Annotated in this window: 18 protein-coding genes; 7 read left to right on the forward strand and 11 right to left on the reverse strand. The window is 75.3% G+C overall.

Going from position 1 to position 24,303, the window contains the following annotated elements; translation table 11 throughout:
- Positions 1-3 precede the first annotated feature (3 nt).
- Positions 4-2,604 (reverse strand): CHAT domain-containing protein, encoded by a 2,601-nt coding sequence (locus ACFPIJ_RS09675; RefSeq protein WP_380114353.1) that lies wholly within the window; start codon positions 2,602-2,604, stop codon positions 4-6.
- A 166-nt stretch (positions 2,605-2,770) separates the two neighbouring features.
- Here ACFPIJ_RS09675 and ACFPIJ_RS09680 point away from each other — a divergent pair, with 166 nt between their 5' ends.
- From ACFPIJ_RS09680 to ACFPIJ_RS09700, 5 genes are all read left to right on the forward strand, one after another.
- Positions 2,771-3,892, forward strand: coding sequence for a S8 family peptidase (locus ACFPIJ_RS09680; protein ID WP_380114354.1), 1,122 nt, complete (start codon positions 2,771-2,773; stop codon positions 3,890-3,892).
- Positions 3,893-4,191: 299 nt separating this feature from the next.
- Positions 4,192-4,737, forward strand: a complete 546-nt coding sequence (locus ACFPIJ_RS09685; protein ID WP_380114355.1) for an RNA polymerase sigma factor — start codon at positions 4,192-4,194, stop codon at positions 4,735-4,737.
- Between the two features lie 84 nt (positions 4,738-4,821).
- A complete protein-coding gene (locus tag ACFPIJ_RS09690) occupies positions 4,822-5,268 on the forward strand; it encodes a carboxypeptidase-like regulatory domain-containing protein (protein ID WP_380114356.1) in 447 nt (148 codons plus the stop codon).
- A 97-nt stretch (positions 5,269-5,365) separates the two neighbouring features.
- A complete protein-coding gene (locus ACFPIJ_RS09695) occupies positions 5,366-5,950 on the forward strand; it encodes a hypothetical protein (RefSeq protein ID WP_380114357.1) in 585 nt (194 codons plus the stop codon).
- Entirely contained in the window at positions 5,947-7,473 is a 1,527-nt protein-coding gene (locus tag ACFPIJ_RS09700) for a phage tail protein (protein WP_380114358.1), read from the forward strand. The genes ACFPIJ_RS09695 and ACFPIJ_RS09700 overlap by 4 nt, the downstream gene beginning before the upstream one ends.
- A gap of 4 nt (positions 7,474-7,477) precedes the next feature.
- On the opposite strand, the gene ACFPIJ_RS09705 is transcribed toward ACFPIJ_RS09700, so the two are convergent.
- The 9 genes from ACFPIJ_RS09705 to ACFPIJ_RS09745 form a co-directional block, all read right to left on the reverse strand.
- Positions 7,478-9,100, reverse strand: a complete 1,623-nt coding sequence (locus ACFPIJ_RS09705; RefSeq protein WP_380114359.1) for a hypothetical protein — start codon at positions 9,098-9,100, stop codon at positions 7,478-7,480.
- Positions 9,101-9,129: 29 nt separating this feature from the next.
- Positions 9,130-13,059, reverse strand: a complete 3,930-nt coding sequence (locus ACFPIJ_RS09710) for a hypothetical protein (protein WP_380114360.1) — start codon at positions 13,057-13,059, stop codon at positions 9,130-9,132.
- Positions 13,056-13,805, reverse strand: coding sequence for a hypothetical protein (locus ACFPIJ_RS09715; RefSeq protein WP_380114361.1), 750 nt, complete (start codon positions 13,803-13,805; stop codon positions 13,056-13,058). The genes ACFPIJ_RS09710 and ACFPIJ_RS09715 overlap by 4 nt, the downstream gene beginning before the upstream one ends.
- Entirely contained in the window at positions 13,802-15,103 is a 1,302-nt protein-coding gene (locus tag ACFPIJ_RS09720) for a hypothetical protein (RefSeq protein WP_380114362.1), read from the reverse strand. Before ACFPIJ_RS09720 ends, ACFPIJ_RS09715 begins: the two co-directional genes overlap by 4 nt.
- Positions 15,100-18,588 (reverse strand): DUF6603 domain-containing protein, encoded by a 3,489-nt coding sequence (locus tag ACFPIJ_RS09725; RefSeq protein WP_380114363.1) that lies wholly within the window; start codon positions 18,586-18,588, stop codon positions 15,100-15,102. The genes ACFPIJ_RS09720 and ACFPIJ_RS09725 overlap by 4 nt, the downstream gene beginning before the upstream one ends.
- A gap of 58 nt (positions 18,589-18,646) precedes the next feature.
- Positions 18,647-19,381, reverse strand: coding sequence for a hypothetical protein (locus ACFPIJ_RS09730; RefSeq protein ID WP_380114364.1), 735 nt, complete (start codon positions 19,379-19,381; stop codon positions 18,647-18,649).
- Positions 19,382-19,392: 11 nt separating this feature from the next.
- Positions 19,393-19,827: a hypothetical protein gene (locus ACFPIJ_RS09735; RefSeq protein WP_380114365.1), complete on the reverse strand. Its 435-nt coding sequence runs from the start codon at positions 19,825-19,827 to the stop codon at positions 19,393-19,395.
- Between the two features lie 56 nt (positions 19,828-19,883).
- On the reverse strand, positions 19,884-20,561 hold the full coding sequence (locus ACFPIJ_RS09740) for an NUDIX hydrolase (RefSeq protein WP_380114366.1): 678 nt from the start codon (positions 20,559-20,561) through the stop codon (positions 19,884-19,886).
- A gap of 104 nt (positions 20,562-20,665) precedes the next feature.
- Positions 20,666-21,598: a LysR family transcriptional regulator gene (locus tag ACFPIJ_RS09745; protein WP_380114367.1), complete on the reverse strand. Its 933-nt coding sequence runs from the start codon at positions 21,596-21,598 to the stop codon at positions 20,666-20,668.
- A 126-nt stretch (positions 21,599-21,724) separates the two neighbouring features.
- On the opposite strand from ACFPIJ_RS09745, the gene ACFPIJ_RS09750 reads away from it, so the two are divergent.
- Together ACFPIJ_RS09750 and ACFPIJ_RS09755 are read left to right on the forward strand one after the other, a co-directional pair.
- A complete protein-coding gene (locus ACFPIJ_RS09750) occupies positions 21,725-22,954 on the forward strand; it encodes an MFS transporter (protein ID WP_380114368.1) in 1,230 nt (409 codons plus the stop codon).
- Positions 22,951-23,529, forward strand: a complete 579-nt coding sequence (locus tag ACFPIJ_RS09755) for an isochorismatase family protein (RefSeq protein WP_380114369.1) — start codon at positions 22,951-22,953, stop codon at positions 23,527-23,529. Before ACFPIJ_RS09750 ends, ACFPIJ_RS09755 begins: the two co-directional genes overlap by 4 nt.
- A gap of 10 nt (positions 23,530-23,539) precedes the next feature.
- Here ACFPIJ_RS09755 and ACFPIJ_RS09760 read toward each other — a convergent pair whose 3' ends face one another.
- Positions 23,540-24,232, reverse strand: a complete 693-nt coding sequence (locus ACFPIJ_RS09760; protein ID WP_380114370.1) for a hypothetical protein — start codon at positions 24,230-24,232, stop codon at positions 23,540-23,542.
- Between the last annotated feature and the right edge of the window lie 71 nt (positions 24,233-24,303).

Consider the following 24,303-nt stretch of genomic DNA (forward strand, 5'->3'; position numbering starts at 1 on the left):
CGCTCAGCCCGCGCCCATGCAGATGAACGTCGCCGCGCTGATCCGGTCCACGCCGGCTGACTGCGCCCGGGCCAGCGCGACGGCCGGGGCGACGCCGTCGGCGAGGCGGCGGTGCAGGTCGGTCATGAGCCGCAGCGTGTCCTCGTCGTCGACCGGACCGAGGCTCGCCACGACGGTACGGGTACCAAGACCGAGCAGGGCGGCCGCCAGCCCCTGCAGCTCGTCGCCGGGGTGCACCGCGGACAACCCCGCGTCGCACGAGGAGAGCACCAGCAGCTCCGGGGGGCGGCGCAGGGCCGACAGGTCGCACACGGTGAGCGGCCCGTCGGCGAGGATCAGGTGGGAGAACATCGGGTTGTCGGCGCGGAACACGCCGTGGCTCGCCACGTGCCCCAGCGCCGCGCCGTCGAGGGTGCGCAGCGCGCCGGTCACCGTCGCCGCCGTGCCGGTGAGGGCGGTGACCGCCGGCAGCCATCCGGCGAGCGTGGTGACCTCGACGCTCGCGTGGTGCGGCGCGGGACCGGCGACCAGCACCCGGCCGTGGCCGCAGTGGGCGTCCGCGGTCGCGGCCCACCACCACTGCCACGACGACGGGCTGACCGTCACCGCCCGGCCGTGGCAGGTCGGCAGCATCGCCCACGGCAGGGCGTGCAGGGCGCCGCTGGGCACGAGCACCACCGGCCGCTCGTCCAGCAGATCCGCGAGGGGGCGCAGCAGCAGCCGGTCGAGGACGCCGGCGGAGTACGCCGCCGCGTCGTCGGCGCGGGCGGCGATGCGGGTCCCCGGGTAGACGACCCGCCGGCGGATCGCGAACCGCAGCGCGGTCAGCTCCGTCGTGACCGGCTCGACCGGGCACAGCTGGCGGTGCCGGACGCGGCCGTCGGCGAGCACCAGCGCGTGCAATCGGCCGTCGAGCGCCGCCAGCTCGACGAGCACCCGGTCGCCGAGCGCCGCGGACAGCGCGGCCAGTGAGGGCGGGCGGCGCGCCGCGACCGGGGTGCCGGCGCTGCGCCAGGACCGCTGCCGCACCTCGGCCTCGATCGTGCGCTGGCGGCGCAGCAGCCGGGCGGTGCGCGGCGAGTCGAGCGCGGTCGTGGCGCTCTCCGTCGCGACCGTGCGCAGCTCCGCGAGCAGCGCCTCGACCACCGGGTCGTCGGACGGGCGGGCCGGTGGCAGCCGCAGCGCCGCGCTGCGGACCCGCTGCAGCCAGGTCAGCGCGCCACGGGCGTCGCCCTCGCCGAGGCTGAGGCGCAGCCTGGTCGCGGCGATGTCGACGCCGACGGCACCGCCGCGCATCCCGAGCTCGGTGGCGCCGAGCGTGGCCTGGTGCTGCTCGATGTCGCGATAGCCGGCGGCGAGCCGGCGCTTGGCGACCGGCAGCCGGTCCTCCCGCAGCGCGATGCGTGCCGCGGCGTGCCACGCCCGCGCCCGCAGCGGCGCCGACCCGGCGCGCCGGCCGGCGTCGGCCTTCTCGAGGCAGCGGGTCGCGGTGGCCACGTCGCCGAGGTCGACGGCGACGTGCGCGGCGTCGACCCAGGTGTCCCAGGCGCTGGGCAGCCAGACAGCGGCGGCCAGCCGGTCACCGACCGTCTCCAGGTCCCGCAGGACGCGCCGGTTGCTGCCGGCGGCCGCGACCCTCGCGCTGAGCTCGACGCGGTGGGCGAGCGCCGCCCAGATCGGGCGGGCCTGCCGGGTGAACGTGGCCCGGGCCTGCCGGGCGAGGGCCCGGGCGAGACCGGCGTCGCCGCCGACCAGTTCGATCCGCGCGGACAGCAGCTGCGCCTGGCCGAGCAGCGACGAGAACGCGCCGGCCCGGGCGGCCTCGACCGCCTCGCCGACCGCGGCCCGCGCCTCGGGCCACAGCCGGGCGGTGAGCAGCAGTTCGGCCCGGTCGAGCTGGGTGACCGCGGCGGCGCCGACGTAGGCGAGGCGGTCGTGCGCCTGGTCGTAGTACGACAGCGCGGCCGGCACGTCGCCCGCCTGTGCGGCGAGGAACCCGAGGTTGTGCTGGGTCCGCGCGACCGCGTCGGGCAGCCCCAGGCCGGTGAAGATCTGCACCGCGCGGCCGAGGTCCGCCCGGGCCGGGCCGAGCTCGCCGCGGTAGCCGCGCAGCACCCCGCGGTTCACCAGGGCGCGGCCCTCCCAGAGCGCGTCGCCGTGCTGCCGGAAGGCCGTCAGCGCGCGCTGATAGCCGGCGAGGGCGTCGTCGTCGCGGCCGACCCGGCGCAGGATCAGCGCCCGCTGCATGGTCGCGCGGGCCAGGCGCAGGCCGGTGAGCTGCAGGCAGGCCCGCTCGATCTCGCGCAGCGCCGCCGCGGACGCGCCGCGGTCGTCGAGCACGAGCGCGTGGCTCATGCGGCACTCGGCCTCCACGGTGGCGTCGCCGGCCCGGTGCGCGGAGCGGATCGCGGCGCGCAGGTGCCCGGCGGCGGCGGTCGCGTCGTGCAGCCCGTGCGCGGCGAGCCCCAGCACGCGCTGCGCCGCGGCCGCGGCGGCGAAGTCGCTGCCCGCACGGGCCTTGGCGAGCGCGTCGCGGGCGTCGGCGGCGGCCCGGTGCGGGTCGGCCTGGATCGCCTGCAGGAGCTGGTCGGAGGGGATGGTCATGCCGCCGCCTCCGCTGCGTCCCGGCGCCGGCGACCGGCCCCTCCACCACGCTGCGGGCCGGTCACCCGATCCGGCCGGAATTCATGCCGCCCGGATGTATCAGGGGCCCGTCCTCGCGCGTCATCTTGCGCATCCTATCCACGGCAACGAGTGAGGAAGATCTGCGATGGCGAATGCTCCGTTCGGACGTTGGCACGAGCGCCGCGCTGCCCGGCTGGCGGCACTGCCGTGGCTGCACACCGAGACCACGGCCGGCCGGCCCGTGCGCCGCACGAAGAACGAGGTGCTGGTGGCGGTCGAGCACGAGCGCGCGGCCCGCGCTGCGCTGGTGTCGGCCGGGGTGGCGCCCGGGGCGATCACCGCGCTGCCGGCCGTTGCCGGTTTCGTGCGGCTGGCCGCGCCCGGCGCGGAACCGGAGATGGTGACGGCGGCGCTGCCGACCGGTGCGGCCGCACCGAACCACGTGTTCCTGTCCAACCCGTTCGAGATGGGCGGCCCCTACGGCCCGCCGGTCACCGCCGAGATGTACCCGCTGGACGGCGGCCCGGCGGCGGACGCCGCGGTGCGGCTGACCGTGCTGGACACCGCGGTGTGGGCCGACAGCCCGCTGCCGTCGCACTGGTACGAGACCGAGGACCTCGACGACGAACTGGTCTCCGGCACCGATCTCGGTCACGCGAACTTCATCATCGGCGTCGTCATGTCCCGCACCGACAACGCCCGGGTGCGCGCGATCAAGGTCCTCGACGCCGACGGCCTGTGCACCGAGGTCGACCTGGCCCGGGCGCTGTTCGCCCTGACCGACGTCGACGTGGTGAACCTGTCGCTCGGCGGGTTCACCCGCAACGACCGCCCGCCGCTGCTGCTGGCGGCAGCGCTGTCGAAGCTGCTGCGCGGCCGGGACCGGGTCGTCGTGGCGGCCGCCGGCAACGAGGGCATCAGCGACCGCCCGTACTGGCCGGCCGCCTTCGCCGGCACCGCGCTGCCGTTCGCGTCGCAGGTCATCGCGGTCGCCGCGCACGACGGTGCCGAGCTGTGCCCGTGGAGCAACAGCGGCTCGTGGGTGGACGTGACCGCTCCCGGCGCGGACGTCACGAGCACGTACGTCACCCACGAGGATTTCCCGACCGGTTTCGCGCGGTGGAGCGGGACGTCGTTCGCCGCCCCGTACGCCGCGGCGGCGATCGCCAGCCACCACCGCGCGGCGGGTTCCGTGCTGGGCGCCGCCGACCTCGTGCGCAAGGAGGCGACGGCACGCTCCTACGGTGGACTGCCCGGCCTGGCATGAGCGGTCAGCGGAGCGGCTCGGGCCGCTCATTGTGTGGCAGGTCTGGCTCAGGTCGGCGCTGGAGCGCAGCGGAGGCGGCGGTATGAGCGGCCAGCGGAGCGGCTCGGGCCGCTCATCGTGTGGCAGGTCTGGCTCAGGCCGACGCCGGAGCGCAGCGGAGGCGGCGGTATGAGCGGTCAGCGGAGCGGCTCGGGCCGCTCATCGTGTGGCAGGTCTGGCTCAGGCCGACGCCGGAGCGCAGCGGAGGCGGCGGAATGAGCGGCAACCGCGCTGTGGCAACGGCTGTTAGGGTTCCGGGCGTGACTGATTTCGATCACGCGGCGGCCCTGGCCGCCGCGGCCGAGGGCGACCAAAAGGCCTGGAACGCCATCGTCACGACCTACTCCGGCCTGGTGTGGTCCGTCGCGCGCGGGTTCCGTCTGTCCACCGCCGACGCCGGCGACGTGGTGCAGGGCACCTGGTTGCGGCTGGTGGAGCACCTGCACGACATCCGCGACGCCGACCGGCTGCCCGGCTGGCTCGCCACGACGGCCCGCCGGGAGTCGCTCAACCTGATCCGCCGGGCCGGGCGGGACGTGCCCGTCGACGACGTCGACGGGCTCGGCGCCGCGGGTGCCGCGCACGCGGCGGTCGACGAGCGGCTGCTGCGCGACGAGTCCCAGCGTGTCCTGTGGCAGGCGGTGTCCCGGCTGTCGCACGGTTGCCAGCGGCTGCTCAGGGTCCTGTTCGCGGATCCGGCACCGACCTACGAGACGGTCGGTGCCGCGCTGGACATCCCGATCGGCAGTATCGGCCCCACCAGGGCGCGCTGCCTCGCCGGTCTCCGGTCCATCCTGACCGACTGACCGGACCACCGGCAACCAACGGCCACGACCAACGGCCACCACAGCAGGCCGACAGCAAGGCCGACGAGACACGTGAGGTACCCGATGAACGACGAGGCACTGGGCGAGGCCCTGCAGTCACTGTGGCGCACCGGCGATCCGGTGCCGGACCTGTTCGTGCGGGCCGGGTTCGAGGCCCTGGCGTGGCGGAACTTCGCCGGGGCGCTGGCCCGGCTCGTCGACGACACGGCCGCGACGGGCCGGGAGCTCGCCCACGTGCGCGGCGGCGCGGCGCGGCTGCTGACGTTCGAACGTGACGACGTCACGGTGGTGCTGGAGCTGTCGACCGACGACGGCGTCCTGCGCCTGCTCGGCCAGCTCGACCCGCCGGTGCCGGCCGATGTCACCGTGGAGGCACCGGCCGGCACCCGGACCACCCGCGCCGACGACCGCGGCCGGTTCCAGGTCGACCGGCTCCCGGCCGGGCGGCACCGGGTCGCCGTGACGTTCGACGACGGCGTCCGCCTCGTCACGGAGTGGTTCGACGCCTGACCGCACGCCGCCGTCCTGTCGGACTCTCGACGTATCACCCCCGTTCCCGCGGGCGTCCCGGAGTGGACGACAACCGCCGTGAACGGAAGGGACGACGATGACGGCCACCCTGCTCGACCGCGAGGTCAGCTACCGAGAGCTGATCGACGCCGGAGCGTTGCAGCTCTACCCCGAACGGGACCTCCGCCGCTGGTTCGGTGGCGGGTCCAGGCGCACCGTCGGCGACCTGCTGGCCGTGCCGACCCATCCGAGCCGGGTCGTCTGGGCGGTGATGCGGGAGCGGGTCCTGCCCGCGCACGTGCTGTACCAGATCGCCGTGGACTACGCCGGGCAGTTCGTGGACCACGCCCGCCGCCGGGGCGTCTACCTCGACTTCCGCACCGTGCGCGGGCTGGTCGCGATGCAGGACTGGCTCGACGACCGGATCAGCCTCGGCGCCCGCCTGATCGCCGCCGAGGCCGCCGGGCAGGCCCGCACCGACGTGGCGGACCTGGGCGAGCCGCCGGCGTCCGCGGCGGCCGACATCGTCTGCGCCGCGATGCTGGACAACGCCGAGGCCGCGTTCCGCGAGACGTTCTACCTGTACCTCGACGGGCACGGCGACGCGGCCGGGCTGCGCTGGGTCGTCGCGCGGGCCCGGGCGCGGCTCGGCGCCGTCGCGTGCGACAGGACCGCCCGGTGAACGCCGGTGAGCTGCCCGTCGGCACGGTGCTCGGCTACGCCGGGATCACACCTGGCGACCTGGCGGCCGACGGCTGGCTGCGCTGCGACGGTGAACGCTACGACGGCACGGTCCACCGGGAGCTCTACGAGGCCATCGGGTTCGCGTTCGGCCGGGTCGCGAGCAACCCACCGATGTTCAACGTGCCGGACCTGCGCGGTCTCTTCATCCGGTGTACCGCCGACGCCGCCACCCGCGACGACCGCGACCCGGAGTGGCGGTGGCGTTCGCCGCTGGCGGCAGGCGGCCACGACCGCGCCGACGTCGGGTCGTACCAGGACTACGGCACCGCACCGGCGCGGAACGGCCTCACGGCGGCGGTGAACCGGGCCGACGTGCCGTCGACCCGCGACGACGCGGGCTGCGGGCCGCTGGTCGCCGAGCACAACGACCGCACGACCAGGGTGCCGGTGCTCGGCGGTGACCTGGAGAGCCGCCCGGTGAACAAGTACGTCCACTTCGTCATCAAGTCCCGTGCGGGCGCCGGCGCGCCGCTCGGTGCGGTCGTGCCGTACGCCGGCCCGGCCGGTCCGCGGCCGGGCACCTGGCTGCTCTGCGACGGTGCCGAGTTGAGCCGGTTCGGGCCGTACAAGGCGCTGTGGGACGCGATCGGCTACGTGCACGGCCGCGGCGAGGACGACACGTTCCTGCTGCCGGACCACCGCGGCTGGTTCCTGCGCGGCGTGAGCGGCCCGGCTGGACGCGACCCCGACCGCACGCGGCGCACCGCCGCCGCCGAAGGTGGCCGGCAGGGCGACGAGGTCGGCTCGGCGCAGTCGTGGGCGACGGCCGTGCCGACGAACCGGGAGCGCCCCGCGACGGTCGCGTTCCAGAACCTGCCTGACACCGACAAGGGCAAGAGCATCGCCGGTGCGATCCGGCACGTCGCGCTGCGCAACAGCGGCAGCGCCACCGTCACGCTCCATCCCTCCGGCGGCGATGCGGAGAGCCGTCCCGGCAACGCCGCGGTCGACTTCTACGTCGTGGGACGGCCCTACGGCGAGGCGGTGCCGGTCGGCACGATCGTGACGGCCGGCGGTCCGGTCCCGGCCGGTGGTGGCTGGCTGCCGTGCGACGGGCGGCTCCTGCCCGTCGCGGAGCACGCCGAGCTGGCTGCGGCGCTCGACTACCGGTGGGGCGGTTCCGCCGGCACCGGGGTGCAGCTGCCGGACCTGCGCGGGCGGTTCCTGCGCGGCGCCGACCACGGCACCGGCACCGACCCGGACGCGAATGACCGCACCCGGTGCGGCACCGGCAAGCCGAGCGAGGTCGGCAGTGTGCAGGGCTTCGCCACGGGCGCGCCGCGGACGCCGTTCACGGTGGCGGTGCCGTACCTGCCGACGGACAGTCGCCAGGTGCACGGTGAGACCCGCGGCGGCATCGCGGGTTTCGGCGGCGCGCGGTCGGTGAGCGTGTTCGAGGGCGGCAACGCCGACACCCGCCCGGCCAACGTGTACCTGAACGCCTACATCCGCGTGCGGTAAGGGTTCACAGCACCTCCCAGTCGAGGGCGGCGTACGCACCACCGCCCTCGACCATCAGGTTGCCCGCCCAGAGCGTTCGGTGGGCGACCCGGGCGCCGATGAAGGCGGGACGGTCGCCGGTGCCGCCGCTCAGGGGTTCGGACCGGTCGCCGTCGCGAACGGTGCCGGAGACCGTGCCGCCCTCGGCGCTCCAGCGCACCGTGGCACTGGTGCGGGGCGTCGTCAGCCCGGCCGGCGCGGTCAGGTCGAAGGACCCGAACCGCGGGCCGCCCGGCGCGGTGGCACCGGCCAGGATCAGGCGGGTCTCCCGGTCGCCGGCGAGCATCCGCACGTAGGTGGGTCGCGGGCCGAGGGTGAGCCACCGGCTGTCCTCGGCCGGGACCGGCGCCAGTGGCGGTTCGGCGGTCGTGCCGGTGCCGAGCCGGGCCTCGCCGCAACGCACCTGCCAGTGCAGGAGCACCGCGCCGGGGCGGGCCGGGTCGGTGCTGAGGCCGAGGCGGGTGAGGGCGGCGCCGACGGCGACGGTGAGCTCCCGGCTCCGCGGGCGCAGACCGGCCGCCGTCAGGGTGTAGGTGGTGGTCGCGGCGGGGCGCAGCGGGTAGGAGGTGGCCTCCCGGTCGAGGTCGACGGCGCCGCCCGGCCACGCCAGCCGGTAGCCGGTGCTCCAGGCGGCGTCCCAGTGCAGCGTGGTGCTCTCCCCGGGCGGGATGACCGGCGGGTCGGCGGTGAGGTCGCGCAGGTCGACCGGGACGACGGTCACGGGTGCGGAGGCCACGACCGGGATGAGCCCGGGGCGCGTGGCGGTGAGCGTGAAGTCGGTGTCCTCGTGCACCGGCACGGTCAGCGTGCCGTGCTGCCGGTTGACCGGTCCGCCGGGTTCGACGGTGGCCGACGCGGCGCCGCTGATCAGCCATCGCAGGGTGGTCCGGTCGCCGAGGGCGACCCGGTCGGGCCCGGCCCGGAAGTCGTCGATGCGCATGCCGGCCACGACGACCTCGAAGGGCCGGGTGTCCGGCGGGCCGTCGCCCTCGGCGATGAGGCGGTAGGTGTAGGTGGTGGTCGGCTGCACCCGCGCGGAGCCGGTGCGTTCGACCGGGAGCGTGCCGTCGGGCGTGACGAGCGTGCAGTGGCTCGCGCCGGTGGTGCGCCACCGCAGGACACACTCGTCGCCGAGCTCGATCTCCGTCGGCAGGCCCTCGAAGAACTCGATGTGTGGCCGGCCGTTCTCCTTGACGACGGTGACGGTCGCGGCGTGGGCACCCGGCGCGCCGATCGCGATCGTGGCCGTTCCGGTGGCCCCGTTGACGGCGACGTCGTGCAGGTCGAAGCCGACGCTCGCGCCGGCGGCGAGGTGGAAGCCGGGCACCCGCGGGACGGCGCTGAACCCGCCGGCGTCGTCGCCGCGCACGTACCAGCCGGGCTGCGCGGCGGCGACGATGGCGCCGACGTGCTCCTCGTCGGTGAGCTCGGCCGGCCCGTCGCCGGGGACGAGGCCGAACACCAGCCGGTCGAACGGCACCGGGAGCGCGCCGGTGTTCGTCACGGTCAGCCGCAGCGAGACGACGTCGGGGACGCCGCCAGGGTGGCTGCGCGACACCCGGTCCGGGCTGATCTCGAACCGCAACATGGCATCCTCGAATCCTCAGACGGAAATCCTCAGACCGGCAAAGTGTCCAATGTGGACACGACCAGGTCGGTGGTGCGGGTGGCGTCGGTGTCCTCGGTGACCTCGATGACGCAGGTGCCGGGCACGGCGTTGACCAGGACGCCGCGGACGGCCACCGTGATCGTGCGACCGGCGGGGACCGGTGCCGCGGTGCGCGGCGTGGCGTGGAACCGGCCGGTGCCGTCGGTCTCGACGTGCCAGTCCTCGTCGACGGTGGCGGCGAGCGGCTCCGGGTCGCCGGTCAGGTCGTCCTCGCCGTGGCCGACGGGCAGCGCGAAGGTCAGCCCGGTGCACCGCACATCCGTTCCGGTGTCGTTGGCGACCACCAGGCGGAGCATGGCCGTGGACGGCCGGGACTCCTCGACGGTGCAGGCCAGGGCCCGCGGCGTGACGGTGTAGGTGAACCGCGTCGCCGGGCCGCCGGGCCGCCGTCGCAGCCAGCCCTCCCGGGCGACCGGGGGCGCGTCGGGCAGGTGAGCGGTGTCGTCGGCCGGCTCGATCTGGTGCTCGATCGTGCCGTGTCCCGGTCGCGGGTGCTGCAGCCACGACCAGGCACCGCCGGCGATCGCGGCGAGCGGGAGGGTCGGGCCGGCGCCGTCGTCGAGGACGGGACCGGTCCGCACCGTCACGGCCATCCGGCGCAGCGCGGGCGCGACCAGCGGGGCGGGCAGGGTGACGGCGACCGGCGGCACGACACCGCTGACGGCGTGGATCGCCGCGTGCGGCGCCACGAGGACGGTGACGGGCACACCGGCCGGGTCGTCGAGCGCCGGGCGGGCCGGTGCCCGCCCGACGTAACTGCCCGGCGCGGGACGGTCCGGCGCGAACGGCGAGCTGATCCGCCCGTAGTCGTCGCCGGAGTACCAGCCGACCACACCGTCGGCGGGCAGGCCGGCACCGCCCAGCCAGACGGGCAGCCGTGCGTGCTCGAAACCCCCGGTCGTGTCGCGTCCGGTGTCCGCCCAGCGCTGGGCGGTGGCCGGGCCGCCGGGGAGCCGCCAGCGCAGCGCGGCCCTGGCGACGGCGATCGGCTGTCCGATCGGCAGCGGCATCTCCTCGTCGCTCCACGTCTCGCCGGCCTCGCGGTAGGACGCGTCGGCCATCAGCTCCAGCAGGGCGCGCAGCGCGCCGTCCAGGTCGGGGTGGGCCAGCACCCCCTCGACGAGGGCGCGCAGGTGCCGGTTGGGAATGCCGTCGACGTCGGTGCCGCCGCCGGGCGCCGGCCACCACCAGGCACCGCCGCGGGCCGCGGTGAGCTGGCCGAGGGGAGCACCGTCCGGGTCGTACACGGCGACGGCGCGGTCCAGCGGCTGGCAGAGCAGGTAGCCGCAGACCGGGTCGGCGGCGGTGTCGACGCCGACCTCCTCGCTGTCGTCGCCGGCGTCGAGCAGGGACAGTTCGAGGCGGGCGTCCTGGGTGACGCGGGGGCGCAGGACGGCCAGGCCCGGCACCGGCGAGGTGAGGTCGGCGTCGAACACGATCGGGGCCGGGGAGGCGTCCATGATCCGGAACACCTGGCCGAAGTCGTCGACCACGCGCAGGTCGACGACGGTCAGGTGACCGGCCCGCAGCGGCGCGAACTGGCGGGCGAGGGCGTCGGCCAGCGGGCGGGAGTCCGGCGCCCACGCCTGCCCCGCGACGACCGTGGTGGCGCGCACGGTGCCGGGGCTGCGCTGCAGCAGCGCCTGCCCGAGCCCACTCAGGGACTGGCACAGCAGGTCGGCCCGGCGCAGGTCGTGGGCGAGGTCGCGCAGCGCGGTCAGCGCCGGGTCGGTGTCGCCGGCCGGGTCGGCGGCGGCCTGCGGGTCGACGCCGCCGGCGAGCCGGTCCAGCGCGCCGGCGAGGACGGCACCGGGCTGCGGGGTGAGCAGGGTCCGGCCGGACAGCGTGATGCCGGGCGTCCGTGGGTCGCCGCCGCGCCACGTGTACCGTGCCCCGTCACCGTCCCCGGGCGGGGTCCAGTCCCGCAGCGCCCCGTCGGCCAGGGCCGCACCCGGGTGGTAGCGCACCTTCCAGTCGAGGTAGAGCGGGGACCACGGCGGCGCCCACGGCTGGTAGGCGGCGGCGGCCGGGACGGCCCCGAGCCCGTACGCGGTGACCAGGCCCTCGGCGTCCTCGACGACGGCCGCTGGCAGGGCGGGATGCAGCACGGCGTTCCAGATGACGGTCTGCGACCGGCGGATCTGTTCCAGCAGCGGCCACGGGTCGGCGGGATCGGCGTGCGCGGCGATCACCGGCGCGCTCGCCAGGTCGAGCAGCACCGCCTCGACGGCCAGGTCCGGCAGTTCCGGCGGGAGCCACCCGGCGGACACCGGCGGGACGGGCAGGTCGCCACCGCCGACGCGGACGTCGCCGGCGCCGGTGCCCACGTCGATCGCCGCGTACGTCTGGCCGGTGAAGCGGCAGACCAGCGTGCCGTCGTCGGCGGTGAGGCCGTCGTCGCCGTGCTTGAACGCGCGCCCGGCGCCGGCGATCACCACGACCGGATCGTTGGGGCGCAGCTGCGGCGCACCGTCGACCGGCTTGAGGACGAGGTCGCCGAGGGCGTCGCGGAGCGCGGCGAGCGCGGTGTCGCGCCGGTCGGACCACCAGCGGCACGCGCCGGTCGCCTCGACGGTCCGCGCCTCGGTCCGCCGGGTGGCGTCGAGGACCTGGTCCTCCCACCGGTCGCGCAGCGCCGGGTGGCGGGTGAGGTACTCCAGCTTCCAGCGCAACGCGTCGAGCTCGCTGCGCAGCCCGCCGAGCCGGGCGGTGCTCTCGTCGAGGCCGCGCTGCGCGGTGTTGAGCGCGGTCAGGGTCGCGGCCTGGGCGGTCGACAGTGCCGCCGGTGCCTGCCGGCCGCTCGGCTCGTCGGGCGCCTCGGCGGTGACGACGGTCCAGCCGGTGCCGCCGGGGCCGGTGTTGAACCAGGCGTCCTCGCCCGGCCGGAGCACCTCGGCCAGCACCGGGTCGCCGCCGAGCAGCGCCATGGTCGCGTCGGCGGCGGTGTTGCCGACGGCGATGTGCGGGCGCCGGTAGCCGGCCCGGTGCGGGTTGGTGGTGGGCACGCCGGTAAACGGCGGTCCGTCCGGGCCCAGCCAGGCGACGCCGGCCAGGGTGCCGTGGCACAGGGTGCGGGCGGGGTACAGCGTCCGGGGCGCCGACGGCGAGACGGTCCGGCCGTGGTCCTGGGCCCAGCGGCGGGCGGCGGCCACGGCCCGGTCGGGCTCGGGGACCGACCAGCCGAGCCGGGCGGTGAGCTCGGTCCACTGCGCGACGGTTTGCCAGTCGTCCATCGGGTCGTCGCGCGGGTCGGCGTACCAGCCGTAGACGCTGTAGGTGAGCGGGCCGGCGGTGACGTCGGCGAGCGGGTCGGCGAACGACAGCACGTTGGGCACGTTCGGTGCGAACGCCGCGAACGTCGCGTCGCCGGGGCCGACCGCCGTCCAGGGCCCGTCGACGGCGGCCGGCGGCAGCCGTTCCTCACCCGGGAACGCGTCCAGCGGCCACCACCGCCCGACCCGGATCTCGCGGTCCCCGCCGGGTCCGGGCCACGGCGCGCCCGTCTCGTCGCCGGGCTGGTCCGCGGCGATGACGACGCACCGGTACGCCCACCGGCGCGGATCGGCCGGGTCCCGGTGCCGGCGCACGACCAGCCAGCGGTTCGGGATCGACGGGTACGCGACGGTGCCGTCCTGGCCGGCCGGGCCGCCCCGGGTGAGGCCGTCGGGCAGCGACCAGTGCAGGATCACGCCGGTGAAGTCCGGCCGGCCGGGCAGCGGCACCTGCGGGGTGAACGGGGCCGGGTCGGTGGACTCGTGCCAGGGCAGGAAGCCGTACCGCGGCGGGGTGTAGGACCAGCTGCCGGCCCGGGACCCGACGGTGACGACGAGCCCCTCGACGATCATCGGGACCAGCAGGGCCGGCGCGGCGGGGGTCATCGCGGGCCCCCACGACCCGCGTCGGGTGCGGTGAACACGCGCCGCGCCGCCGGGGTGATCAGTTGCAGGCCGAGGCCGGCCGGGGTGAGCGGCGGCGCGGCGTCCGGCCGGTAGGCGTCGGCGAGCGCGTCGGCGAGCCGGTCCGCGAGCGCGGTGACGTCCAGCACCCGCCGATCCGGATCCCGCAGCGGCACCGGTACCCGCGGCGAACCGCGAACGGGCAGCCCGGCCGGATGACCGGCGCCGCCCAGGTAGCGCGGCACCACGTGCACCGGGGTCGGTCCGGTGCCGAACGAGAGCCCTTCGGCGGGCTGCTCCAGCTCGACGCGGTGCACCAGACGGGGGAACAGGACGAACAGCACGCTCGGCGCCGGGCGGGCGGTCCGCAGCGGCGGCAGCGCCGTGCCCGCGCCGTCGTAGCCGGTGACCGTGAGCCCGGGCCAGCCGGTCACGAGCGCGGAACGCAGCAGCAGCCCGCTGGGACCGTCCGGTGTGGACGGTGGCACGGGAGCCGTGGTGACCAGTTCGGCGACGGTGCGGGCGTGGGCGTCGGTGCTGGCCGCGACCGACAGGGCGCCGTCGAGCAGCGCCTCCAGCCAGTTGACGTCGAGGTGGAAGAACCGGACGGACTCGGCGGGCAGCAGCCGCGCGTCGGCGACCAGGTTGGCGAACGGCACGCCGTGCAGGTGCTCCAGGCGGGCGAGCCAGTCGGTGACCGCCGGTGGCGGGGTGTCGGGGCCGGTCACCGGACGGTCCTCAGGATCGCGGCGGGATCGGCCCCGGCGCGCAGCCCGGCGGCGACCGCGGCCTCGGTGAGCACCCCGGGCAGCCGGTGCCGGCGCAGCCCGGTCGGATCACCCGGCGGGGGCAGCGCGGTGGTCAGTGCGTCGGCGAGCACGCCGGCGAGGCGCCCGACGTCCAGGGGCGGTCGCCGGCGCCGCCCGGCCTCGGCGGCGCGGACCCAGGCGAGCAGGGCCGCGGTGAACCCCCGGTCGGCCAGGGCGAGCAGCCGCCCGGCCTGCCAGGCGACCGCGAAGGACAGGTCGAACATGCCGGTCTCCTCGTCGTAGATCATCGCGGCCTCGGCCGTGGGGTAGGCGCGCGGCGCGACTGCCGCCATCGGCACGGGCAGCAGCGGCCCGCGGTACCAGGCGACGGTGCGTTCGCCGAGCCGGGTGCGGTAGTCGACCGGGACGTAGCCGCCGTGCACCGCCTTGCCGACCGGCGCCGGTGCGGCCGGGTCGGGGGCCGGCAGCCGCAGCGGCCCGATGTCGAGGCCCTCGACCAGGTCGGCGAAGTACGCGCCGGTCGGTGTCGAGGTGAATGCCCACCGGGCCAGGGACAGCAGCCGCACCGCCCGGCAGTCCTCCGGCACCCCGGCCCGGTCCGCCAGCCGCTCGACGAAGCCTTCCAGCGACACCAGGTGCGCCGTGTACCGCCCGCGCGCGGCCAGCCGGTTGCCGAGCACGACGGCGTGGCCGTCACGGACGTGCGCGAGCCACGGCAGCTCGCCCGCGCACGGCGCGACCGCGGCGAACGCCGGCGCGAGCACGTCGACCACGGTGCAGTCCCGGTCCGGCTGCTCCGCCAGCCAGCGGTCCCGCTGCCGGTCGGGCAGCGACGGGCCGAGGACCCCGTCCGGCGGCCGCAGGTAGTCCGCGAGCGGTACGCCGCGCACGCCGGTGACGTCGTCGTTGCCGGCGTCGACCTCGTCGGCGGCGAGCAGCAGGACGGCGAGCCACGGCAGCCCGCCCGGCCGGGCCTCCGGGTCGATCTCCCACGGCAGGCTCGACCGGTCCAGCAGCGCGTGGCAGAGCGCGGTGGAGAAGTCGCCGTCGGCGTGCGCCGGCGGGAACACCGCGACGACGTCACCCGGCGCGAGCCCGAGGTGCGGGCCGGCGACGCGGATCCGCTGATCGCTGCGGTACACCGGCGGCGGCTGGAACTGCGGCGGCAGTTGGACGGTCTGCGCCGTGCCGAGCCGGTAGTCCCCGGCGGGCAGCGGGGGCCGGGCCTCGTCGGCGAGCCGGACGTCGGCGTTCATGACACCACCACCTTCGTTGTCCCGGTGGCCACCGGCCCCGGTTCGGCGTCGTGCACCACGGTGAGCCCGGCCGGCGCGGGCGCGAGTTGCAGCACGGTGCCCAGTGGGCCCGGCGTGCCCGGCAGCCGGTACACCCGCCCGCCGGTGTCCCGGTCCGGGTGCAGGAGCCGCCGGTGGTCCCCGTCGACGAGGTACACGTCGGTGGGTCCGGAGCCGGCGGGCAGTTGGACGGCGGTGGCCGGGGTGAGCAGGGTGACGCCGAGCCAGCCGGGTGCGGGACCGGTCGCGGTCTCGACCAGGTTCCGCTCCCGCAGCTGCGCCAGGGTGTGCCGGCCGGACGGTGCCGGGCAGGGCGCCTGCGGCCGCAGCAGCAGCCCCGGCGCGAGCCAGGCCTGCGGCAGTGCGGCGAACAGCGTCGTGCCGGGCCGCAGGGCGGTGGCGGGCGGGTCCGCGGCGGCGTACACGACGGTTGTCCCGGCCGGCAGCCGGCAGTGTTCGCCGGTGAGCCGGGCCCGGTGCACGAGGTTGCCGTGCGCGTCCAGCGCCAGCACGTCGACCGGCACCGGCCCGTCGGCGTGCAAGGTGTGTCCGGCGTCCGGGGTGACCCGCCACAGTGCCGAGGTGCCGGCCCCGAGGCGGGGCGCGGCGCCGAGCAGGTCGAGCACCGCCCGGCCGCCGCGGGTGCTCCGGACGTGGGCGTACGAGCCGGCCCGGCGCCGGTGCAGCAGCGCGACGAGCCGGACCGGGGGCACGGCGGGACGGCGCCGGGCCGGCCCGGGCCGCGGTTGCGGCCGGGGCGGTGACGCGGGCACCGGCGGCGGGCCGGTGGTCCCGAGCGGCCCGAGCATCGGCGGCGCCGGGAACGTGCGGTCCACCTGCGCGGCCAGGCCGGTCATGGGACCGGTGCGCAGGCCCCGGCCGACCCCGGAAGCGAGCAGGGCGTCGACCACGGCGGCGCGGCGGGCGACGACGTGCGGATCGGCCACGGTCGCGGCGACGACGTCGCGCGGATCGCGGTCCGGTGGCGGGGTGGTGCCGTTGATCGGGGTCCGGCGCGGCAGCGGCAGCACGCCGGGGCGCAGGCCGGCGGCGGTGAGCGCGGTCCACGCGACGTCCAGCGCGCCCGGCTCCGCCGGCGGCGGCGGTGACCCGCTGATCCCGACCAGGCCGTCCACGAGCGGGCTGTCCCGGCCGGGCACGCCGGTGTTGACGGTCCCCCACAGCGCGTACGGCAGGCCCTGCTCGTGTGTCGTCCAGGCCCAGTCGTGCAGGTCGACGAGGTCGCCGTCGTCCCGGTGCAGCGCGAGGGTGAGGCGGCTGGAGACCGTGAGCGAGCCCAGCGGGTACACCCCGAAAGCGTTGCCGTGCAAGTGGACCTCGCGGCCCGGCGGGCCCTCGACCTCGACCTCGGTCGCCGGCACGGCGGACTCGGCGCCGAGCCGCAGCTGCACGGCCGCGACCAGCGACACCTCGTGCTCGCCGGAACGGACCGCGCCCAGCAGCCCGGCGTCGACGCGCGGCCGGCACACGTCCGCGGCGGCGGGCAGGAACGAGTCCGCGAACAGCTGCCAGCTGTCGAGCACCCCCGGCCGGCGGGGCGGGCGGACGCCGCCGTTGATCGGGATCGTGAAGGAGATGATCCACCAGCGGACGTGCGCGACACCGGCGAGCGACGGTCCCCACAGCTCGATGTCGGCGGACAGCTCTGCGGTGAACGTGCGCCGGATCGAGCCGATGGCCAGGGTGTAGGAGACCCCGACGGCGACGCCGATCCTGATGTCGAACGAGAACGGCCGCCAGTACATCAGGAAGTCGGCGTACGCCCGGAGCCAGGCGCCCAGGGCGCCGGAGCGGAACGCGAGGTCGAGGGTGCCGCCGCCCATCACGCACGCCGGGGTGAGCGCGAAGTAGGCGGTGCCGGCGAGGCGCAGCTCGGGGGAGATGACCCAGTCGACGGCGAGCCTCGGCACGTCCGGGTAGTGCGCAGGTTTGTCGTAGTGCTCGTGGTAGCCGCCGGCGGTGAGCACGAAGTCGCCGGTGTGCTGGGCGCCGGTCCACAGCCGGAAAGCGAAGCCGCCGGACAGCCGGCACGCGGGGTCGATGACGAACGAGTTCGGGGTGAGCAGGGCGTTGACCTCGACGGTGCCGTCGTCGGGGCGCACGGTGGCGTCGACGACCAGCTCGACGTAGGTGTAGGGGTTGCCGGCACCGGCCCGGGGCAGCTGCAGCGAGCCGACGCCGAGCAGCGCGATGACCAGTTCGGTGCCCCACCGCACGGCCAGCAGCAGGAACGTCTCGATCATCTGGAACGACGTGGCGCGCACGCCGGCGGCGACCCAGTGCGCGCCGAGTTCGGGCGGCACCCAGCCGCCGGAGACGAGCTTCGCCAGCGCCGCGGACGGGTCGCCGTCGGGCAGATACCTGGTGCCGAGCCGGGCGGCGCGCACCAGCGGGAAGTCCTGCGCCTGGCCGGGGCCGGGCAGCCGCAGGCCGCGATGGTGGCCGAAGCCGGCGGCCAGGCCGGTGACGAAGTACGCGGGCGGGCCGCCGAACGCACCGATGACGAGCGCGAACGCGAACAGCGACGGCTGCCCGTCCAGGCTCGCGTAGGACCCGGCGGCGGTGACCCCGAACCTGCCGATCCGCATGAGGAGCGACCCGTCGTAGGAGGGGCCGTCGCGGCGCACCAGGCTGCCGCTGAGCTGGACGGCCTTCGACGCGAACGCGACGCCGAGGCCGGCGAGGTCGACGCGGACGCCGGACGGGGAGATGTTCTCGCGGTCGAACGAGACGGTGAAGCCTTCGAGGTCGAGATACAGCGCGTCGGTCCGGACGGTCGCATCCAGCGCCAGCCCGAACCGGTCGGGCACGGTGAGGACGCCGACCCGGCCGAGCAGCAGCGGCCCGAAACTCTTCTGCACGGGGAACCAGCGCACCGCCGCCGGGTCGTCGGCGTCCTGGGCGACGGGGTCGTTCGCCGGTGTCAGCGTGATGCGTTCCGCGGCGTCGCCGGCCAGCAGGGTGAACGACAGGTGCAGGCCGGCGGCGTACGCGGGCGACGGTCCGCTCACCGGCGGCGGCAGGTGGACCGCGCCGGCCGGGATGTCGGCGGAGGCGTACAGGATCTGCAGGTCCTGGATCGCGAGGTCGGCAAGCATGCCGCCGACCACCGGCACCCCACCCAGGTCCACTGTGGACGTCAGCTGGACGCCGGCCAGGAACGTGGTGTCTCCGTCCGCCGCGGGCAGCACCGCGATCAGCACGTCGGCGGAGCCGGTGTCGTCGCCGGGGCGGCCGGCCGCGGCGGAGAAGCCGACGGTGCCGTGCCCGGCGGTCAGGCCGGCGCTGTCGAGCACGATGTCGGGGATCCAGCCGACGATCGGGGCGGCGGCGGGTGGGAGCGCCTCGACGATCGCGCGCAGGTTGACCGGGACGGCGGCCCACACCTCCAGGTGCGGATCGTCGAGGTTGACGACGATCCGCACCTGAACGGACCCGCGGGGTCGCCCGGGGGAAGCGACCACCGCGGGGGCTCCGGCCCGGTCAGCCCCGGACGACATCCGACGACGTCTCATGGCCGCCGACCGCCAGGTCCCGCCCGATCACGTAGGCCTCCGGCCGTCCGCGCAGCGCGGGCAGCGGCGGGAGCGGACCTTCGGGCTTGTCGGACGGGATGCTGGCGATCCGGAAGGCGAGCCGGCTGATCGTGATCGTGCCGAACTCCATCTTCGGCAGCTCGAGCTCGGCGGCCCAGGTCTCGCTGTCGGTGTACTCGACACCGGCGATGGTGGTGGTCTCGCCCTCGGCGGTGCGCTTGAGCTTGATGTCGTAGGGCTCGCCTTCCTCCGCCGGCCAGCGGACCGTCAGCGCCCACTTCACCTCTTCGTAGGTGAACTCGAGGACGTACGGGTCACCGGGCGTGGCCGGCGAGGACACGGTAACGATGTAGGTCTTGCCGTTCACCTCGATCTCGAGGTCGAACGCGCCGGAGATGCTCGACGCGGCGAGGTCGGCGGCTGTGCCGGCGGTGCCCCAGGTCGTTGCGGGCTCCACCGTCTCCCAGGTGGGTCTGGTCGCCACCGTGCCGGTGGTCGCTGCCGTGCCCGGCGTCGCCTTCCTGCCCCAGGTGGCCGGCGTGCCGTTGCCGACCTGGTCGGGGCTGGTCCACTCCTTGGGCGTCGAGGTGGCGCGCTGCTGGCGCACGACCTGGCCGACGCGTTCGGTGATGTTGTCCGTGAGCTCCTTCGGCGGGCTCACGGTCGTCGAGCGGCTCGTCATGGTGTTCTCCTTCAACGGTGTTCGGCGCGCGCGGCGCCGATCTCCTTGTGAACGGTCAGGTCGGTGGTGCTGCCGTCGGGCAACCGGAGCTGGATCGCCACCGCACCCGGTACGGTGTTCACGACGATCCCGTCGAGCCGGAGCTCGACGGTCTGGTGCGCTCCGATGCCGTCGGCGGGTGGCAGCGGCTGGGCGAACACGACGCCGTCCCCGCTGGTGCACGTCGCCCACGGTGTCGCCGGGCCGGGCGCGGCGGCGATCGTGCCAGGGTCGGTGGTGAGGGTGGCGGGCTTGGCGATGCGGTCGTTGGGGATCCACACCCGCAGCAGCGGCAGTTCGACCGTTCGATCGCCGTCGTTGGTGACGGCGATGGTGAGCGCGACGACGCTGTGCCGGTCGGGGGTCGAGCATGGCACCCGGTCGGGCGTGACCGCGGATCGGATCACGGTTCCTCCCTCGACGGGTGGCGGCCCGGACGGCGGGACGCCACCCGTGCGTCCGGTCAGTTGACGGAGACGAGGTCCTCGTCGTCGGCGGTGACCCGGCGGTCGTCGCCGACCACCACGAGAGGGCCCAACCCGAGGTTGAAGGAAAGGAAGTCGAGGATCTCGAAGAACCAGTCGAGCGGCGGCTGGTTGCGCCAGGTCGCCACGTGGGCGCGGATGTGGGGGTCGGCCAGGTTCCACACGATCACGTGGTCGAGCTCGTTGTCGATCGGCGCGTCTGCGTATCGCTGGTGGATCTGGTGGTACTGGGTGATGGCGCCGACCTGGACCTGCTGCGCCGCCGCGAACCCGGGCCACAACCGGAAGTGCTCGATCCTGCTCTCCGCGGTCATCAGTTCCGCGAGCGACACCTGGAAGAACCCGGCGGCGTACTCGTCATCGGGGTCGTTGTTGTCCGGAACGAAGTCCATGACGTGTGTCACCGCATGATTCGGGATGAGCGTGCCCGTCTCCTCCCAGAACTCCCGGGCGGCGCCGGTCAGGATCGACTCGCCCGGCTGGAGGCCGCCACCGGGCAGCGCCATCATCCCGCCCCCGTTGAGGGGCTGGCCGTGCTTGATGACCCCCGCGGGCTTGGTGTGCGTCGGGCCGAAGAAGTACCCCCGGACGTTCTTCCGCGCAATCAGGACGTTGCCGTTGACGTCGTGCATGACCGCGTACACGAACCTTCGCATGTGCTGCCTCCAGGTGTGGTGGTGTCGAACGTGCCCAGCGAGACGCCGCGCGGCGACGGGCTGATACGCACGGTCGGCTAGCTGACACAACACACCGGAAACCGTCAGTGGCCCCATTTCGGCAGCCACACCTGCCCGTCGGGGGCGTCCCCCCGCCTGGCGGCGAGGTGGTCGCGGAGCTTCGGCAGCGCCGGATGCGGGTTGTCGGCGCGCCAGATCAGTGACATCGGGTAGATCGGTGCCGGGTCGCGCACCGGGATGCGGCGCAGGTCGTAGCTGTCCGGCCACAGGTACCGGGTGCGTTCGCCCGCGAGGGTTGCCAGCGTCGGGGAGTCGGCGATCTCGGCCAGCAGCGCCTCATTGCCGAAGACCGGGCCGATCCGGTCGATGGTGAGGCCGAACGCGGCGGCGAGCTCGTCGTAGTAGTCGGACCATTCGGTGCCCACGGCCATGCCCGGCATCCAGATGCGGTGCTCGGCGAGTTGCGCGGGCGTGACGGCGCGGGCGGCGGCGAGCGCGTGGCGCGGCCCGACGAGCAGCTCGTGGCGTTCGTCGATCACGCGGGCGGTCCTGATCGCGCCGGGCAGCCGGCGCGCGGGGACGGTGACGGCGTGGAAGGTGGCGTCGACCGTCCCGGCCTCGACGGCGGCGGTCGCGGCGTGGACGTCGGCGTCGAGCGTCACCACGTCCAGGTCGATCCGCGGGTACGCGCGGTGGAAGTCCTGCAGCAGCACCGCCGGCGCGGTCCGTCGACTGTGGACGTCGACGCGCAGGGCCCGCCGGCCGGGGCGCACGGAGGCGTCGGCGCGCGCCTCCACCCGCAGCAGCTCCCGGGCGTGGGGGAGGAACGCCTGGCCGTCGACCGTGAGCTGGGCGCCGCGCGGGGTGCGGGTGAACAGCCGCACCTGCAGGTCCTTCTCCAGCGCGGCGATGCGCTTGGACACCGCCTGCTGGGTGATCGACAGCGCGGCGGCCGCGTCCTGGAACTGACCGGCGTCGGCGGCGGCGACGAAGGTCCGCACGGCATCGAGATCCACGCGCCACACCCTACGCACACAACGATCGGTTGTGGCTCGGCCCCGGACCGGTTGTTTGATTCGTTGTCCCGGGCCTTGCTTTGATCGCAGCGGTCAACGGTCGGTTGTTCACACGGGAGGTGCGGGTTGCTGGGTCGGCGGTTCGGGTGGTTGTGGGCGGCGTACGCGGTCAGCGCCTACGGTTCGGGGCTGGGGTTCGGTGCCCTGCCGCTGATCGCCGTGCTGGTGCTGCACGCCAGCCCGGCCCAGGTGTCCGCGCTGTCCGCGGTGGGGCCGGCGGTGGGCGCGCTGATCGCCCTGCCGCTCGGGCCGTGGGTGGAGTTCCACCGCAAGCGGCCGGTGATGATCGCGATGGATCTGGCCCGGTTCGCGGCCATGCTGACGATCCCCGTCGCGTACGCCCTCGGCCGGCTCGGGTTCGGGCAGCTGATGGCCGTCTCGGCCGTGGTCGCCGCCGCGAAGATAGCCTTCGGTGCGGCGAGCGGCGCCTACCTCAAGACCCTCGTCCGGCCGGAACACCTGCTCGTGGCCAACGCGAGGTTCGAGTCGACGACGTGGAGCTCCATCGCGGTCGGTCCGCCGCTGGGTGGCGCGGCGGTCGGCCTGTTCGGGCCGGTCGCCACCGTCGTGGCCGACGCGCTCAGCTACCTGCTCTCCGCGCTGGGCATCGCCGCGATCGGCGGGCGGGAGGCGCACCCCCGCCGCGCCGCCGCGCGCCGGACAAAGGCCGGCGAACTGCTCGACGGTTGGCGGCACCTGCTGACCCACCGCGACCTGCGGGCGCTGTACCTCAACCAGCTGCTCGTCGCGGGACTGATCATGGCCACCGAGCCGCTGCTGGCCGTGCTGCTGCTCGGCGAGCTCGGCTTCCCGCCCTGGCAGTACGGCCTCGCCTTCGCCGCCCCCTGCGTCGGCGGGCTCATCGGCTCGCGGCTGGCCCCTCGCGTCGTGGCCCGGTTCGGTCAGCCGCGGATCCTCCGTGCCGTCGGCACGCTGCGCGCGGTCTGGCTGATCGGCCTCGCCTTCGTCCAGCCCGGCATCGCCGGACTCGTGACGGTGATCGCGGTCGAGCTCGCGATCATCGCCAGCATGAGCCTGTACAACCCGGTGCTCGCCACGTACCGGCTGGAACACACCCCACAGGACCGCACCGCCCGCACCCTGTCGGCCTGGTCGATCGGCAGCAGCGCGGCGATCGCCGTCCTCAGCGCGCTCGGCGGACTGCTCGCCGAGGCTACCAGCCCCCGCACCGCCATCACGGTCGCGGGCCTGCTCATCCTCACCAGCCCGCTGCTGCTGTCCCGGCGGCAGTTCCCCGGAGTTGTCCAAGCGCAACAGGAAGGCGCAACCGTATGACCGTCACCGCACTCGACCCGACCAGCGCACTGGTCATCATCGACCTGCAGCACGCCGTCGTCGGCGCTCCCACGGTCCCGTACACCGGCCAGGAGGTGGTGGCCCGGGCGGTCGAGCTGGCCCGCGCCTTCCGCGAGCGCGGCGCCCCGGTCGTCCTGGTCCGGGTCACGGCTGGATCGGACGCGGCCCCGGGCCGCAATGAGCTGCCGGCGCGGTCCGGCCCGCTGCCCGACGGCTGGGATGCCGTCGTGGACGACCTGGCCGGTCACCCCGACGACATCACCGTGACGAAACGCACCTGGAACGCCTTCCACGGCACCGATCTCGACCTGCGACTGCGCCGCCGCGGCGTCACGCAGGTGGTGCTGGCCGGGCTCACCACCAGCATCGGCGTGGAGTCAACCGCACGGGCCGCGTACGACCACGGCTACCACGTCACGCTCGTGACGGACGCCATGGCCGACCTGGAGCTGGACGCCCACCGCAACAGCGTGCGGCGGATCTTCCCGCTCCTCGGTCAGGCGGGCTCCACCGCCGAGATCGTGCGGCTGCTGGCCGGGGCCAGCAGCTCGTGACGCGAAACCGTCAGGCCTGGACCTCGTCGTGGTCGCCGGCCCGGGGCGCGGGCATGAGCTCGCCCGGCACCGCCTCGGCCTCCTCGATGTCGGCCTCCACCTGCGGCTGGCTCACCCAGAGGGCGCGCATCTGCTGCTGCATGAACGCGGTGAGGCGGGAGCGGTACTCGTGGTCGAAGCGCTCCAGGGCCTCGATCTGCTGCTGCAGTGCCTGCCGCTTGGCGGTGAGGCCACCGACGACGTCCTCGTAGATCTGCTCGGCGCGCTGCTTGATGTCGTGCGCGTTGGAGCGGGCCTGCTGGACGATCTTCTCCGACCGGCTCTGCGCCTCGGCGAGGATGTCGTTGGCGTTCTGCTCCGTCTCCCCGGCGAACGCCTCGGCGGCCTGGGCGATGCTCTCGGCCTGGGCGCGCGCCTCGGCGATGATCTTCTCGGCCTCGTTGTGCAGCGCGTCGGCCCGGGCCTGGGCCTTCGAGACGATCTGCGCGGCCTCGGCGTGCGCACCGGCGCGGATCTGCTCCGCCTCGCGCCGGGCGCCGTCGAGGTGCTCCTCGGCGGTGCGCTGCGCCATGGTCAGCACCTGCAGCGCCTGGTGCTGCGCGTTGACGTGCTGCGCGTTCATGTCGTGCCGGGGGGCTTGCTGCTCCGCGGTGTTGTTGAGCGCCGCCTGCCCGTTGGCGAGGCGTTCGTCGTAAGGTCGCATCCCGTGTTGCGTCATGGTCCCTGCCCTCCCTCGGCTGCGGTTCCGCTGACCGGCCGGAGGTCGTCTCGCAG

The sequence above is a fragment of the Dactylosporangium cerinum genome (assembly GCF_042653625.1).
GTDB classification, from domain to species: Bacteria; Actinomycetota; Actinomycetes; order Mycobacteriales; family Micromonosporaceae; genus Dactylosporangium; species Dactylosporangium cerinum.

What these genes read in the sequence shown, in the direction of transcription:
- ACFPIJ_RS09720 (WP_380114362.1), bottom strand. Translation starts at nt 15,103, where the DNA reads ATGAACGCCGACGTCCGGCTCGCCGACGAGGCCCGGCCCCCGCTGCCC.
- ACFPIJ_RS09690 (WP_380114356.1), top strand. Translation starts at nt 4,822, where the DNA reads ATGAACGACGAGGCACTGGGCGAGGCCCTGCAGTCACTGTGGCGCACC.
- ACFPIJ_RS09675 (WP_380114353.1), bottom strand. Translation starts at nt 2,604, where the DNA reads ATGACCATCCCCTCCGACCAGCTCCTGCAGGCGATCCAGGCCGACCCG.
- ACFPIJ_RS09695 (WP_380114357.1), top strand. Translation starts at nt 5,366, where the DNA reads ATGACGGCCACCCTGCTCGACCGCGAGGTCAGCTACCGAGAGCTGATC.
- ACFPIJ_RS09680 (WP_380114354.1), top strand. Translation starts at nt 2,771, where the DNA reads ATGGCGAATGCTCCGTTCGGACGTTGGCACGAGCGCCGCGCTGCCCGG.
- ACFPIJ_RS09730 (WP_380114364.1), bottom strand. Translation starts at nt 19,381, where the DNA reads ATGACGAGCCGCTCGACGACCGTGAGCCCGCCGAAGGAGCTCACGGAC.
- ACFPIJ_RS09710 (WP_380114360.1), bottom strand. Translation starts at nt 13,059, where the DNA reads ATGACCCCCGCCGCGCCGGCCCTGCTGGTCCCGATGATCGTCGAGGGG.
- ACFPIJ_RS09740 (WP_380114366.1), bottom strand. Translation starts at nt 20,561, where the DNA reads ATGCGAAGGTTCGTGTACGCGGTCATGCACGACGTCAACGGCAACGTC.
- ACFPIJ_RS09760 (WP_380114370.1), bottom strand. Translation starts at nt 24,232, where the DNA reads ATGCGACCTTACGACGAACGCCTCGCCAACGGGCAGGCGGCGCTCAAC.
- ACFPIJ_RS09755 (WP_380114369.1), top strand. Translation starts at nt 22,951, where the DNA reads ATGACCGTCACCGCACTCGACCCGACCAGCGCACTGGTCATCATCGAC.
- ACFPIJ_RS09705 (WP_380114359.1), bottom strand. Translation starts at nt 9,100, where the DNA reads ATGTTGCGGTTCGAGATCAGCCCGGACCGGGTGTCGCGCAGCCACCCT.